This window comes from Candidatus Protofrankia datiscae (assembly GCF_000177615.2).
In the GTDB taxonomy this organism is placed as follows: domain Bacteria; phylum Actinomycetota; class Actinomycetes; order Frankiales; family Frankiaceae; genus Protofrankia; species Protofrankia coriariae.
Genome location: NC_015656.1, coordinates 5,290,139 through 5,305,124, shown reverse-complemented (window position 1 = coordinate 5,305,124; position 14,986 = coordinate 5,290,139). Strand labels below are relative to the sequence as shown.

General features: G+C 70.5%; 11 protein-coding genes. 8 read left to right on the top strand and 3 right to left on the bottom strand.

Annotated elements, in window-relative coordinates:
* Positions 1-9: 9 nt before the first annotated feature.
* Positions 10-477, bottom strand: a complete 468-nt coding sequence (locus FSYMDG_RS22275) for an NUDIX hydrolase (protein WP_013875626.1) — start codon at positions 475-477, stop codon at positions 10-12.
* A gap of 341 nt (positions 478-818) precedes the next feature.
* On the opposite strand from FSYMDG_RS22275, the gene FSYMDG_RS22270 reads away from it, so the two are divergent.
* The 4 genes from FSYMDG_RS22270 to FSYMDG_RS29060 all read left to right on the top strand — a co-directional run bounded on the left by FSYMDG_RS22270 (position 819) and on the right by FSYMDG_RS29060 (position 5,438).
* Positions 819-2,438 carry a CCA tRNA nucleotidyltransferase gene (locus FSYMDG_RS22270; RefSeq protein ID WP_013875625.1) on the top strand — a complete coding sequence of 540 codons (1,620 nt, stop codon included), beginning with the start codon at positions 819-821 and terminating at the stop codon, positions 2,436-2,438.
* Positions 2,439-2,736: 298 nt separating this feature from the next.
* On the top strand, positions 2,737-4,113 hold the full coding sequence (locus FSYMDG_RS22265; protein ID WP_013875624.1) for an MFS transporter: 1,377 nt from the start codon (positions 2,737-2,739) through the stop codon (positions 4,111-4,113).
* A gap of 183 nt (positions 4,114-4,296) precedes the next feature.
* Positions 4,297-4,767, top strand: a complete 471-nt coding sequence (locus FSYMDG_RS29065) for a helix-turn-helix domain-containing protein (RefSeq protein ID WP_043602714.1) — start codon at positions 4,297-4,299, stop codon at positions 4,765-4,767.
* Positions 4,752-5,438: an IS630 family transposase gene (locus FSYMDG_RS29060; protein WP_237702726.1), complete on the top strand. Its 687-nt coding sequence runs from the start codon at positions 4,752-4,754 to the stop codon at positions 5,436-5,438. Before FSYMDG_RS29065 ends, FSYMDG_RS29060 begins: the two co-directional genes overlap by 16 nt.
* 127 nt (positions 5,439-5,565) lie before the next feature.
* On the opposite strand, the gene FSYMDG_RS22250 is transcribed toward FSYMDG_RS29060, so the two are convergent.
* A complete protein-coding gene (locus FSYMDG_RS22250) occupies positions 5,566-6,636 on the bottom strand; it encodes an inositol-3-phosphate synthase (RefSeq protein ID WP_013875623.1) in 1,071 nt (356 codons plus the stop codon).
* A gap of 75 nt (positions 6,637-6,711) precedes the next feature.
* On the bottom strand, positions 6,712-7,386 hold the full coding sequence (locus FSYMDG_RS22245) for a PadR family transcriptional regulator (RefSeq protein ID WP_013875622.1): 675 nt from the start codon (positions 7,384-7,386) through the stop codon (positions 6,712-6,714).
* Between the two features lie 644 nt (positions 7,387-8,030).
* Here FSYMDG_RS22245 and FSYMDG_RS22240 point away from each other — a divergent pair.
* The 4 genes from FSYMDG_RS22240 (at position 8,031) to FSYMDG_RS27290 (ending at position 14,974) form a co-directional block, all read left to right on the top strand.
* On the top strand, positions 8,031-8,438 hold the full coding sequence (locus tag FSYMDG_RS22240) for a DUF5318 family protein (RefSeq protein WP_013875621.1): 408 nt from the start codon (positions 8,031-8,033) through the stop codon (positions 8,436-8,438).
* Positions 8,439-8,715: 277 nt separating this feature from the next.
* Complete coding sequence (locus FSYMDG_RS22235) at positions 8,716-11,343, top strand: transglycosylase domain-containing protein (protein WP_237702915.1); 2,628 nt, start codon at positions 8,716-8,718, stop codon at positions 11,341-11,343.
* Between the two features lie 203 nt (positions 11,344-11,546).
* Complete coding sequence (locus FSYMDG_RS22230; RefSeq protein ID WP_165001789.1) at positions 11,547-13,481, top strand: hypothetical protein; 1,935 nt, start codon at positions 11,547-11,549, stop codon at positions 13,479-13,481.
* Positions 13,482-13,636: 155 nt separating this feature from the next.
* Entirely contained in the window at positions 13,637-14,974 is a 1,338-nt protein-coding gene (locus FSYMDG_RS27290) for a hypothetical protein (RefSeq protein WP_193353082.1), read from the top strand.
* The last annotated feature ends 12 nt before the right edge of the window (positions 14,975-14,986 follow it).

Genomic DNA, 14,986 nt, shown 5'->3' with positions numbered 1-14,986 from the left:
GGCCGGCTGTCACACGCTGTCCGTGAGAATGGCCGGCACCCGGCGCAGAAGGCTGCGTTCGTCCGCATAGGCGAGCCGGCGCGGAACCTCGGCCAGCGGCACCCAGGCAACCTCGGTGACCTCGACATCGACGTCCGAGAGCTCCCCGGTCGTGCGGAGCAGGAGATAGTGGTGGACGGTCTTGTGCACGCGCGTCCGTCCGGCGACGAACCAGAAGTCGATCATCCCGAGCTGACCGAGTACCCGTCCGGTCACACCAGTCTCCTCCGCCACCTCCCGGACCGCCGTCTGTTCCGCTGTCTCCCCGTTCTCGACGTGGCCCTTCGGTAACGACCACAGCAGACGGCCATGTCGGTCACGACGTGCTATCAGTGCCGCATTGGCCATTTTCGAATGGTCGTCCAATACCAGCCCACCCGCCGAAGTCTCCTCCACCTGGCGCAACCGCCGCCGAGGGGATGCCGGGAACGGGGCCATGGGCTGATCGTACGAGCCTTGCGCGCCACTTCTCCCAGCATGCGCCCGTACCCCGCCCGCTGGCGGCGGCCCCGATACCGAACGGTGCACGCCGCGGCCCCGCCATGCCCGGACCGCTTATGACCCGGACGCTCGTACCCCTCGGCGCCCACCGCACCATGACCGCGCTGACCCCGCGTCGGGCGAGGCCGGCGCGGCCATGAGCGGGGTTCACACCCGGGTCGCCCGTACCCGGGAGCTCGGCTCGACAACCTCGGCCATCCGTACTCAGATGCTCAGCACAGGTGCTCAGTAACCGTGGGCGTTCGCGCCCTGGCCGCCTATACCCTGGGGCGGTGTCGGTGATCTGCTTGGACAATCCACGTGACTCCGCGGAGCGGGCGGTAAGCGCCCTGCTCAAGGTTCCGCCCGCGGCAGACGCTCTTGGACGGGTCTTCGCTGACGCCGGCTACAGCCTGTATCTGGTCGGCGGGTCCGTCCGGGACGCCCTGCTCGGCCGTTCCGGCCCGTCCGACGCCGACCTCGACTTCGCCACGGACGCCCGCCCCGAACAGATTCTGGACATCGCCCGCGCCTGGGCGGACGGGGTATGGGAGGCGGGAATCGCGTTCGGCACCGTCGGGCTGGTCCGCTCCGGGGTGCGTTTCGAGGTCACCACCTACCGGACCGAGGCGTACGACCGCACCTCACGCAACCCGACGGTTGCCTATGGTGACACCCTCGAGGGTGATCTCGTCCGCCGTGACTTCACCGTCAACGCCATGGCGGTGTCCGTGCCCGGCCACGAGTTCATCGACCTCTTCGGCGGCCTGGGCGATCTCGCCCGCAAGGTGCTGCGCACACCCGGCTCCCCGGAGGCGTCCTTCGACGACGACCCGCTGCGCATCCTGCGCGCCGCCCGCTTCGAAGCCCAGCTCGGCCTGGTCCCGGTGCCCGAACTGGTCGCGGCGATGCGTTCGCGGACACCCCGGCTGAAGATCGTCTCTGTTGAACGCATCCGGGACGAACTGCGCAAACTCATGGTCGCGGCCGACCCCGTCGCCGGGCTGACCCGACTGGTGGACGTCGGCGTCGCCGACATCGTCCTGCCCGAACTGCCCGCGCTGCGGATGGAGATCGACGAGCACCACCAGCACAAGGACGTCTACGCCCACACCCTGACCGTGCTGCGCCAGGCCATCGCCCTGGAGGACCCGCCGCCCAGCGGCGGCCCGGACGCCCTGAAGGACCCGCCGCCCAGCGGCGGCCCGGACGAGGTGCTGCGCTGGGCCGCCCTGCTGCACGACATCGGCAAACCGCGGACCCGCCGGCACGCCCCCGGCGGCGGTGTCTCCTTCCACCATCACGAGGTGGTCGGGCGCGACATGACCCGTAAGCGCCTGGCCGCGCTGCGCTTCCCCAAGGACGTCGCGGACGCGATCACCCTGCTGGTGTTCCTGCACCTGCGCTTCCACGGCTACGGGCGCGGGGAGTGGACGGACGCGGCGGTGCGCCGGTACGTCCACGACGCCGGGCCGCAGCTGTCCAGGCTGCACAAGCTCGTCCGCTCGGACTGCACGACGCGCAACCGGCGCAAGGCCGAGATGCTGGCCGCCACGTACGACGCGCTGGAGGAGCGGATCGCCCGGCTGGCCGAGCAGGAGGAGATCGCCGCGATCCGTCCGGAGCTGTCCGGAGACGACATCATGGCGCTGCTGGGCCTGACCCCCGGCCGGCTGGTGGGGCAGGCCCGGGCGCACATGCTCGACTTCCGCTTCGAGGCGGGCCTGGTCGGGCGTGCGGCGGCCGAGGCGGAGCTGTTCCGCTGGGCCCGCGCGAACAACGTCCCCATCCCCGGCGAGTCCCCGGCCCCCGTCTCCGTCTCCGCCTCTGCCTCCGCTTCCGAAGCTGGCCCCGCAGTCGAGGCCGGCCCCAACCCTGGCGCCCAGCCCGGCCCGGCGCCCGGCCCTGCTCGGCCGTAGGCAGAAACCGCTGTCATCGCAGCGGAAACCACCTACAGCGGCGGAAGCCGTAGGTGGCTGCCGCTGCGGGAACAACGGTTTTCACCTACGGCTCGGAGCGGCTACAGGGCCGCGGGGGCGGGCACGGGTAGGAGCCGCCACCATCCATGGCAGGGGGCGCGTGTGTCTCGCGCGGCTGCGCCGGGGCGGGCGGGGCCACGGGCCTGGTGAGTCCCGGGCGTGGCATCGAGGGCATCGAGGGCGTGACATCGGGTGAGCCCCGCGCCCTGGCGGGGCGTGGGTCCGTAGGCTCAGGGGTGTGGCGCGGGCCGGAGATCTGCGACAGCTCCTCGGGCTGACGGGATTCCGGCGGCTCTATGCCGCCCGCCTGACCTCGCAGGCCGCCGACGGCGTGTTCCAGGCGAGCCTGGTCAGCTACGTGCTGTTCTCCCCGGAACGGGCGACGTCGGCCACGGCGCTCGCGGCATCGCTGGCGATCGTGGTGCTGCCGTTCAGTGTCATCGGCCCGTTCGCCGGGATCGTGCTCGACCGGATCTCCCGGCAGCGGGTGCTGGTGCTGTGCGCGCTGGCCCGGGCGGTGCTGCTTGTCCTGCTCGTCCTGCTCATCGCGGCCGGCCACAACGGCGTCGACTTCTACACGAGCGCGCTCGCGGTGTTCAGCGTGAACCGTCTCGTGCTCGCGGCGCTGTCCGCGGGACTGCCCGTTGTCGTCCCGACCGGGCGGCTGGTCACGGCGAACGCCCTGTCGGTGACGTCCGGGACGGTCATGACGCTGGTCGGCGCCGGGATCGGCAGCGGAATACGGGGGCTGATCGGCGGCGACGACGCGGGCGTCGCCCTGGTCGCCGCGCTCGCCGCGGTGGTCTACCTGGCCGCTGCGGGCACCGCCGGCCGCGCCGGCCGGTACGAGTTCGGGCCACTGCACTCCCCACCCGGGCAGGGACTGCTGCGGGAGGCCCGGCAGGTGGTCGTGGAGCTGGCGGCCGGCGCCGGCCACCTGTGGCGGCGGCGCCCGGCCCGGTATGCGCTCGCCACGCTGACCGGCTCGAGGGCGGCGTACGGCCTGACGACGGTGATGGCCATCCTGCTCTACCGCAACTACTTCACCGGCGCGGATGGCGGCCTCGGCGGCCTCGCGCTGCTGGTGACGGCCAGCGGGGCGGGCACGGTCGCGGCCGCGCTCGTCACCCCGCGGGTGACCCGGCTGGTCAGCAAGCAGGTCTGGATCAGCCTGGTGCTGCTCGCCGCCGGGATCATCGAAATCGCCCTGTGCCTGCCGTTCTCGTCACCGCTGCTGATCGCCGGGTCGGTCCCGATCGGGTTCGCCACCCAGGCGAGCAAGATCTGTGTGGACACGATCGTCCAGGAACAGACCGAGGACGCCTACCGGGGCCGCGCCTTCTCCCTCTACGATCTGTTGTTCAACGTGGCCTATGTGGCTGCCGCGGCACTGGCGGCGATCACGCTGCCGCCCACCGGGCGGTCGCCTGTCATGGTGCTGGCCGCCGGTGGCGGCTTCATCGTGTGCGCGCTGCTGTACCTGCGGGCCCGCGGCCCGCAGACGCCGGCTCCCGATCCGACGGTGACCGCAGCCCGTCGCCTGCCCGCGGCCACCGCGACGGCGGATCCCACCACGGCGGGCCAGCCCCACCGGTGCGCCGACGCCCCCGCCTGACCAGGTCCCGCCACAGACAGCCGGCCCTGACCGGGCTCTGCCACAGATGCCCGGGCGGGCCCAGGCTCTGCCACATCGCCCGACTAGTAGACTGTCGCTGCTTAGTTCTGGTGTGTCTTGTGTCTGGGTGAGAGGGTTGGGTCTGGCAGGTCTCCCCGTCCCTCTGCCGGTCAGGACTGTGTCGTGGGTTCGCAGAAGAAGTGGCCGGTCACCTTGACCGAGGCTGATCGTGACGAGTTGGTTCGGGTGACCTCGACGGGGGTTCATCCGGCGTCGATGATCCGGCGGGCGCGGGTCCTGCTCGCGTTGGACACCTCGGTCGGCCCGGTTGCCTCCCAAGAAGAACTCGTGGTCCGGGTCGGGGTCTCGGGTGAGACGCTGCGGCTGGTCGCGAAGCGGTTCACCGAGACCGGTGGGGATGTGGGGGCCACGATCGGTCGGAAGGCACGGGAGCTTCCCCCGGTGCCTTCCCCGGTGACCGGCGAGGTTGAGGCCAGACTGATCGCGCTGGCATGCTCGCAGCCACCGGCTGGTTATGCACGCTGGTCGCTGCGGCTGTTGGAAAAGCACGTCGCGCTGGTCGCCGACATCCCGGACCTGGACCATTCCACCATCGGCCGGGTCTTAAAAAAACGAGGTTGCGTCCTCATCTGAGGAAGTGCTGGACCATCCCACCGAGGGCGAACGCGCAGTTCGCCGCGCGGATGGAAGACGTTCTGGCGGTCTACGCCCGGCCCCACAACCCGGGCGTGCCCGTGGTGTGCATGGACGAGAAGCCCTACCAGCTGTTGGCCCACGCCCGCGACCCGATCCCCGCCACGCCAGGGCGTGACCGGCGCGAGGACTCCGAGTACGTGCGCCACGGAACCTGCTCGATCTTCTGCTGGGTCGAGCCACTCGCCGGCTGGCGCCGCGTCCAGGCCACCCCACGGCGCACCAGGATCGACTGGGCACACCACGTCAGGCGCCTGCTCACCCTCGACTACCCCGACGCCGAACGGGTCGTGCTGGTCATGGACAACCTCAACACCCACGACATCTCCTCGCTCTACGAGGCCTTCGACCCGGCCGTCGCGTTCGCACTCGCGCAACGACTCGAGATCCACCACACCCCCAAACACGGCTCCTGGCTCAACATCGCCGAAATCGAACTCGCCGCCCTGACCCGCCAATGCCTCGACCGCCGCATCGACACCCTCGACGTCCTGAACACCGAACTCGACGCCTGGCAGACAGCCGTCAACGCCAACCAGCGCCAAGTCAACTGGCACTTCACCACCGATGACGCCCGCACCAAACTCCGCCACCTATACCCCACACATTAGCGGCGACAGTCTACTAGGTCCGGGCACAACGGTGCCCGGCCACCCCCTCCAGGTGACCGGGCACCGTTCACCGGTGGCCTCCACGGCCGTTGGTCGCCGCGAAGGGCCGTTATTCGCCCCGGATGGACTATTCGCCCAGGATGAACGCCTCCACCTTGTCCCGGGCGATGTTGTCCCGGTACTGCTCCGGCGGCGACTTCATGAAGTAGGAGGACGCCGCGAGCAGCGGCCCGCCGACACCCCGGTCAAGGGCGATCTTGGCGCAGCGGACCGCGTCGATGACGACGCCAGCGCTGTTCGGGGAGTCCCAGACCTCGAGCTTGTACTCCAGGTTCAGCGGCACGTCGCCGAACGCGCGGCCCTCCAGCCGAACGTAGGCCCACTTGCGGTCGTCCAGCCAGGCGACGTAGTCGGACGGGCCGATGTGGACGTTGTCCTTGCCGATCTCGTGGGAGACCTGGGAGGTCACCGCCTGCGTCTTGGAGATCTTCTTGGACTCCAGCCTGTCCCGCTCGAGCATGTTCTTGAAGTCCATGTTGCCGCCGACGTTGAGCTGCATCGTGCGGTCCAGGACGACGCCTCTGTCCTCGAACAGCTTGGCGAGCACCCGGTGGGTGATGGTGGCGCCGACCTGTGACTTGATGTCGTCGCCGACGATCGGGACGCCCGCGGCGCGGAACTTCTCCGCCCATTCGGGGCGGCCCGCGATGAACACCGGCAGGCAGTTGACGAAGCCGACGCCGGCGTCGATCGCGGCCTGGGCGTAGAACTTCGCCGCCTCCTCGGAGCCGACGGGCAGATAGCAGACGAGGACGTCGGCCCGGGCCTCGCGCAGGGCGGCGACGACGTCCACCGGGGTGTCGTCGGACTCGGCGATCGTCTCCCGGTAGTAGCGGCCGAGGCCGTCGAGGGTGTGTCCGCGGGCGACGGTGACCCCGAGCGGAGGCACCTCCGCGATCTTGATCGTGTTGTTCTCGCTGGCGCCGATGGCCTCGGACAGGTCCCGCCCGACCTTCTTCGCGTCCACGTCGAACGCGGCGACGAACTCCAGGTCCCCGACGTGGTATTCCCCGAGCTGGGTGTGCATCAGGCCCGGGACCTGCGCGGACGGATCAGCGTCGCGGTAGTACTCGACCCCCTGGACGAGAGAGGCGGCGCAGTTGCCTACACCGACGATGGCGACACGTACCGAACCCATGACGGTCTGCTCCTTCTGGGTTGTGGGAGGCGGGTGGGTGGGATCCGGGGCGAGGTGGGCGCACCGGCGCGGGCACTAGCGCGCGGGCGGGGCCTCGTTGCCGTTTCCCCCCGGATCCGACGGCGTCGGCGGCGCCGGATCGGTGGACAACTCTGTGGATGTTTCCGCGGGTGGTTCGCCCGGCGGCCCGACGGTCGTCGCCGGGCGCGCGCGTCCGCTGGCCGGTGCCTGCGCGCGTTCCGTCTCGATCAGCTCGGTCAGCCAGCGAACCTCGCGTTCGACGGACTCAAGGCCGTGGCGCTGCAGCTCGAGGGTGTAGGAGTCGAAACGCTCACGGGTCCTGGCCAGCGCGGAGCGGACCTTCTCGCGCCGTTCCTCCAGCCGGCCGCGGCGGCCTTCGAGGATGCGCAGCCGCACGTCCGCGTCGGTCTTGCCGAAGAACGCGAACCGGACGCCGAACATCTCGTCCTCCCAGGAGGACGGGCCGCCCTCGCCGAGCAGGGCGGCCAGGCGCTCCTTGCCCTCGGCGGTGAGGGTGTAGACGACGCGGCTGCGGCCGCCGAGACGGTTCGCGGCGCTGGAGTCGTCGGCCGTGACGTAGTGCTCGGCCTGCAGCTTGCGCAGGCAGGGGTACAGCGAGCCGTAGCTGAAGCGATGGAAGGTGCCCAGCACGGTGTTGAGGCGTTTGCGCAGCTCGTAGCCGTGCATGGGGCTCTCGGAGAGCAGCGCGAGGACGGCCAGCTCCAACATCCTCGCTCCTTTCCTCGGAAGTCATCGGAGGTCAGCCGTGACGCTGACGTGACCGGTGTGTCCAGGACGGCTCGCCGCCGCGATCCGTCGGTTCGATCTGTTCGTCTGTGCTGATCCGGCGATGGGACGTACTGATCCGGCGGTGAGCCGTGCCGTCACGGGGCCGTGCCACCGCAAGGCCGTGTCACCGCGAAGCTGTGTCTGTGCGTGAGCTGTGTCTGTGTGCGAGCTGTATCTGTATGAACTGTGTCCGTACGAACTGTGTCCGTACGAGTTGTGCGGGGCCGTACCCGCCTGGCGCCGTACCCGCCAGGTGTCGCACCCGGCTGGGAACCGCGGCGGCTGGGAACCGCGGCTGGCCAGGACATCTCTGACCAGGATCTTTCTAGTCGGGACGTCTCTGTAAGACATATCGTTTCGATACATCGAGCATGCCACTTCGGGATAACGAAGGCAACCGGAGGTGTCCGGTACAGAAAGGCGGGATGGCTGGATCGTTGCCACCGGCCCGGAGTCCGTCCTGTCGGTATTTGTATGGACAACCATTACGTGTCGTGTCCGGCGCCCGGAGTCCTTTCGGCGTCGCATGGGCTTGTGTCCGGAGCGTCTGCCAGCGCGACGCATCCGGCGTACCGTCTTATGCCATGCGTCCACGGTCGGTTGTCGACTACGCGCTCGCCCGGCGGGCGACACTCGCTGACCTGCATGCCGGCAGAGTGTCGACCACGGATGTGTGTGACGCGCACCCGTACCTGCTGCGGGCGGCCAGATATCACGGGGAGGCGAGCGGCAGACGCTGCCCGGTCTGCCGGGGCCGCGAGCCGTTGATCAACGTCACATATACCTATGGTGACGAGCTTGGCGTCAGTTCCGGCCGGGTACGGGCGACCAGGGACCTGCCGGCCCTCGCGCGGCAGTTCAGCGAGCTACGGGTCTACGTCGTGGAGGTCTGCACGTCCTGCTCCTGGAACCACCTGATCATGTCATTCGTGATCGGAACCGGTCGGCCCCGGGTCAAACGGACGGCCCGCCGCAGGACGGCCGAGGAGTAGTCGGGGCCCGGGCCCACCATCGCAGGGTTTCCCGCACGTTGGCGGGAACCCGGTGGACGGGCGGTTGCGGGGGGCGGCGTACCGTCTGACAACAGCCACCGACGACGCGGGGTTCACTCCCGCAGCCACGGACGGGACTGTCAGTGAGGCCAACATCTACGATCGGGACGTGTACCCGCGCGATGACGACGGCCGTACCCACGTTCGCCGCACTCCGGCCGACCGCACTCCGGCCGACCGTGCGCCGGCCGAGGGTGATCATCCGGATGCCGGCCCTGTGAACGGCCATCTCGACAGCCGCCCGAACGGCGCGGCCCGGCCCGGCGGTGGCGTGTCCGGCCAGGCGGGCGCCACCCCCGGCAGCAACACATACGGCGAGAACACATACGGCGAGACGGACCGGACCGCGGTGCGGGACGAGCGACGCGGGCAGCCTGCCGACAGCAAGCCCGTCAACAACATGTACGACACGACCGACCGGGCCACCATGGAGCGCATCGGCGTCCGGGAACGCACCGCCGACTCCACCACCTACGTCCGCCGTCCCCGCCCGGACGACGTCCCCGCCGCGGCCCCGGCCAACGGCGTCCGCAAACGCGCGGGCGCGGGTCCGGCGGATCCCCCGGGCGCGTCGTCGACCCGCGTCGACGGTCGTCGCGGCCTCGCGGACGAGGCGGAGCAGCCGCCGGTCCGGCCTGGCCAGGGAAGACGAGGGCCGATGTTCTGGCGGAACCGTCCGCTGTGGCTGCGGCGGCTGGTCATGTTCGGGCTGCTGGCCGGCGTGCTGATGTTCGCCGCGCTGGTCGCCGTCCTCTACTCCCTGACGAAGGTGCCGCTGCCGGCGGCCGTCAACGCCGCCGAGCAGACGTCCATCATCACCTACGCGGACCGCACCACCGAGATCGCCAAGATCGGGACGGTCAACCGGACGGACGTCCCGCTCTCCGAGGTCTCGGTCGACGTCCAGCACGCCGTGCTCGCGGCGGAGAACAAGAACTTCTACAGCGAGCCCGGTATCTCCCCGCGGGGTATCGCCCGGGCGCTGTGGGTGAACGTCCGCGGTGGGGAGATCTCCCAGGGCGGATCGACGATCACTCAGCAGTACGCCAAGAACGCCTATCTGACGCAGGAGCGCACCTTCTCCCGCAAGATGAAGGAGATCGTCCTCGCGGTCAAGCTCGCCCAGAAGTACTCCAAGGACGAGATCCTGGAGTCCTACCTCAACACGATCTACTTCGGTCGTGGAGCGTACGGCATCGAGGCCGCGTCCAAGACGTACTTCGGCAAACCGGCCAAGAGCCTGACCGCGGAGGAGGGTGCGGTCATCGCCGGGCTGATCCGCTCCCCGAACGGGCTTGACCCGCGGGTGACCCCGGCCGCCGCCGAGCGCCGGTGGCACGAGGTGCTGGACACGATGGTCGAGAAGGGCTGGCTGGACGCGTCCCGCGCGACCTCGGACAAGAAGCCGCCGGTGACCCTGGAGCGGGACAGGTCCAACGGCATGGCGGTCTCCTCACCGCAGGCCGCCTACATCCGGGACCAGGTCAAGGACGAGCTGATCGCGGCCGGGATCAGCGAGCAGCAGATCAACCTGGAGGGCCTGCGCATCCAGACCAGCATCGACCAGGGCCGGCAGACCGCCGCCTACCTGGCCGTGACGAACGTGCTGGCCAAGCCCTACGCCGCCGTTCCCGACCTGAAGACCGGCCTGGTCGCGGTCGAGCCGGGTACCGGCCGGGTGCTGGCCTGGTACGGGGGCTCGATCTACGGCAAGGGCGACAACGGTCAGACCTCCTACGTCGACAACGTCTCCGGAGCACGGGTGCCGCCGGGGTCGACCTTCAAACCGATCACGCTGGCGGCCGCGCTGCAGAAGGGAATCAGCCTCAAGTCGGTCTACGAGGCTCCGGACGTGCTGGAGATTCCCGGCAAGGCCGCCGATGGCAGCGGGACGTACATGGTCCGCAACGACGAGGAGCACGGCAACTTCGGGTACCTGAACCTGATCGACGCGACCGCCGAGTCGGTCAACACCGTCTACGTCCCGCTGGGCATCGAGGCCGGCATCGGCAACGTCATCTCCACCGCGCGCGCACTGGGGGTGGGCAAGGACGTCCCGCTGACCGACGACGGCGGGGTGACCCTCGGCCGTGACGGCATCGCCGCCAAGGACATGGTCGCGGTCTACGGCACCTTCGCCAACAACGGCAAGGCCGTCGCCCCGCACCTGGTCGACCGGGTGATCGACGGCAAGGGCAAGGTCATCTACGAGGGGCCGACCAACGCGAAGAACGCCATCCCCGCGACCGTGGCGGCCGATGTGACGTACGCGCTGCAGTCGGTCCTGAAGAACGGCACGGGCAAGTCGGCGCAGCTTGCCGACGGCCGGCCGGCGGCCGGCAAGACCGGCACCACGGACAACTTCCGGACCGCGTGGTTCTGTGGTTACGTTCCGCAGGTCGCGGCCTGCGTGAACATGTTCCGCGGTGACGGCGGGGTGAGCAAGGCGACCGCGCTGACCGGCATCCCCGGGGCCGCCGGCGGTGTCTACGGCGGCGGCTACCCGGCGAAGATCTGGAAGGCATTCATGGACGGCGCCCTCACCGGCGTCGCGCCCCAGAGCTTCCCCCCGGCGAAGTACGGCGGCACCGTCACCAACGCGTCGCCGTCACCGACCCCGGAGCCGACCTTCTCACCGGAGCCCACGGTCTCGCCCGAGGTGACGGAGCCGGCGGACGAGCCCGACCGCGACCGGCACGGTCGCCCGACAGCGCTGCTCTCACCGTCGGCGGATTCGACCCTGTCCGCCAACGGGCAGGACGGACAGTCACCGACCCCGAACCCGCGGCGTTCAAGGAACAATGACGACGGGTTACCGCAGTTCGGCCAGGACACGACCGGGTGAGCCGGCAGGGCTGGAGCGGCCGGCCGAAACTCCCGCGGACTCCTCTGCCCAGACCGGCCGGATCTCCCTCCCATCGAACGGGAAGGCGTGTTGCACGGGTGGCGATGGCGTATGGCTAGGTTCTCCGGGATCTTCCGGATCGCCGCCGGCGTCCACCGAGCCGAGACGGTAGGACACCGGATGCCCCGGCAGGCTGCCGGGCGGTGTCGACAGGCCCGCGGATGACCGTGCGGCCGCTGGCGGCCGGGGCGGATGGCGAGCGCTCGTCGCAGGCGGCACCCGTCACCCCGGTCTGCCCGTCCCGGGAGGACCCGGTGGTCGCCGGTGCCAGCATGCTCGTCGGCGGCCCGCCAGGCGATCATGCGCGTATCGGCGCCAGCCGGAGCTGGTGGACGCCGCTGCGGGTGCTCATGGCGTTCACCGTCCTCGCGTGTGTCCTCGCGTACGCGCAGAAGCTGCCCTGCCGGGACACCCGCAACTGGTCGGACGAGTACCAGTACACGCGGATGTGCTACTCCGACGTGGTCGCCCTCTACGGCCAGGAAGGCCTGGCCACGGGCAAACGTCCCTTCCTCGACTATCCGACCGAGTATCCGCCGCTGATCGGCGCGGTCATGCAGTTCGCCTCGTCGGTCTCCGGCGTCGCCTCGCCGTCGCAGCCGGTGTACCGGGACGAGGACGGCAGGCAGGTGCTGGTCGGTTACACCATCGACCAGCGCACCGCCGTCTTCTACGACGTCACGGCCCTGCTGTTCCTGGTCATGACCTGTGTCGCGGTCTTCTGTACGGCGCTGACGGCGGGCCGGGCCCGGGTGTGGGACGCGGCTCTGTTCGCCCTCGCCCCCGCCCTGGTGTTGCATCTGCTGACCAACTGGGACATCGTCGCGGTCGCGTTCGCCGCCGCCGGGCTGCTGGCCTGGTCACGCCGTGCGCCGGTGGTCGCCGGTATCCTGTTCGGGCTTGGGGCGGCGACCAAGTTCTACCCGCTGCTGTTCCTGCTGCCGCTGGCCGTGCTGGCCCTGCGCGCGGGCCGGGGCTGGGCCTTCGTCCGGACCATGGTGGCGACGATCGTGACCGCCGCGGCCGTGTGGGTGCCGCTGTGGCTGATCGCCGGCTATTTCACCGAAGATCAACGCATCGGCGACAGCATCTGGACGACGTTCTGGGCCGGTGGTGACTGGCTCACCCTGCTCGACGGGCATGCCCCGGGCGGGGCCACGAACGCGATGCTGCGCTTCGTCGACCTGAACTCGCAGCGGGGCCCGGACTGGGACTCCCTGGCCTTCGCCACGACCTGGCTGGCCAGCTCCTTCTCACCGCGGGCGTTCGGCCCCGTGCATCTGATCGCCATCCTGCTGGCCGGCCTCCTGCTGGTGGCGGCGGGTTTCGCGGCCGCTGTGCGCTGGCCGGCGCGGCGGGTACCGATCGCGCTGGCCGGGCTGGCGGGCTGGCTGGTGGTGGTGGTCGCGGTCCCGAAGGTGCTCGGCAGCGTCCGGGACGACGGGATCCCCACCGATACCCTCAACATCGCCTCGATGCTTGCTCTCGGGACGCTGCTGGTGGGCATTGCGGCGCTCGGCTGGTTCGCGCCGCGGCGGCCGCGGCTGCCGGCGCTGCTGTTCCTCACCGTCGTCGCCTTCCTGGTGACCAACAAGGTCTTCTCCCCGCAGTACACGCTGTGGCTGATACCGCTGGTGGCGCTGGCCAGGCCGCGCTGGCCGGCATTCCTCGCCTGGCAGGCCAGCGAGGCGTATGTGCTGCTCACCCGGTTCCTGCACTTCGTCTACAACGACACCAACGGAGCGCACGGGATCGGCCGCGGCTGGTTCGTGGGCGCCGTCGTCATCCGTGATCTCGTGCTGTGCGTGCTGGCGGGGCTGGTCGTCCGCGAGATCCTGCGGCCGGAGCTGGACGTGGTCCGCGCGACCGGGGCGGACGACCCGGCCGGCGGCGTTCTCGACGGTGTCCCGGACCGTCGCGGCCGGCGCGCGGCGGGCGTTCCGGCGACGCCCGCCGCCGAGGCCACCGCGGATGCCGGCCGGAAGGCGCGTTGGGACACCTACCGGATGCCCCCCCACCGCTCGCTGGTCGGTGGTGATCAGCAGGGCGGATCGGCCACGGCGGGTGCCGGCCCGTGACACCGGCACTGGACGGTCCGCCGGCGGACCCCGCCGGACCGGGCCGTACCGGAGCGGAGCTGACCGGACCGGGGGAGATCCGGGCCCCGCATCCGGATCCGGGGCGTCCGAGTCCGAGTCCGGGGTTTCCGCGTCCGCAGCCGGGTAGCGCCGGCGTGGTGGACGCCGCTCGGTCGTGGTGGGGGCGGCTGCCGTCGGCCGTCCAGGCCACCCTGCCGGTGTGGGTCGCCAGCCGGATCGCGGTGATCGTGCTCTCGCTGGCCGCGTCCCGGGCGCTCTCCGGCCGCCCGCTCGCCGAGCTGCCAGGGCTGCGCACGTTGTGGGACCGCTGGGACGTCGGGCTGTTCACCAAGGTCGCGCGGTTCGGCTACGCGTCGCCGGAATACACCGACCGTACCGAGGTGGACTTCCCCGGATTCCCGCTCGCGATGCGCCTCGCGCACCTTTTCGTCCCGGACTGGACCTTCGCCGGGATGGCCGTCTCGTTCGTGGCGGGGGCCGCGGCCATGGCGGCCATCTGGCAGATGCAGATGGACGACCAGACGTGGGTGGACGACGCGACGGCGGACCGGACAGCACCGACGACCAGGCACCGGACAGCTGTCAGGGACCAAACGGATATCAGGGACCGGACAGCCGTGGCGGGCCGCGGCAGCCTGCCGGACACCCGGGACACCACGCCGGCCCTGGCAGGCGCACCGGGCGGGTGGGCGGCATCGGACGGGTGGGGCGCGCCTGACCGGCGCGGCGCGGACTTCGCGGTCATCGCCGTCGTGCTGTTCCCGTACGCGGTGTTCCTGTGCGCCGCGTACTCCGAGGCGATCTTTCTCGGTTTCGCCACCACGTCCTGGCTCGCGGCGCGTCGGCAGCGCTGGTGGCTGGCGGGCCTGCTCGGCGCGGGCGCCGCGTCCACCCGGGTCACCGGGATCCCCTTCTGCCTGGCGCTGGCCGTCCAGTACGTGGTCAGCCGGCGGCGTGCGGGGCTGCCGGTGTTCGCGCCGGCGGGGCTCGCGCTTGCCCTGCCACCGCTGCCCGTCCTCGCTTTCGTCTCCTACCTGCGGGTGCGCACCGGCCACTGGGACGCCTACACGCAGGCCATGCGGGACGGCTGGCAGCGATGGGTCGACTGGCCGTGGGAGGGCTGGCGGACGAGCTGGCGCTCGGCCTTCGACGCGTCCCAGTCGTCGGCGTTCACCTGGTTCTGGCGCGGCGAGGTGGCCGCGGTCGTCGTCGGGGTCGTGGTGACCGTGGCGCTCCTGCGTTCGGCCCGCTTCGGCGAGGCCACCTTCGTCGGCGGCGCCACGCTGTTGATGAGCTGCTCGAACTACTACGCCTCGGGCATCCGGACGATGCTGGTGGCATTCCCGACATACCTGCTGCTCGGACGCGTCGTGACTCGCCGGCCATGGGTGCGCTCGGTGTACATCTGGCTGTCAGCCCCTGTGATGGTGGCCTTCGTCATCGCCTTCACCCAGGGTCAGTGGGTCGACTAGTAGACTGTCGCC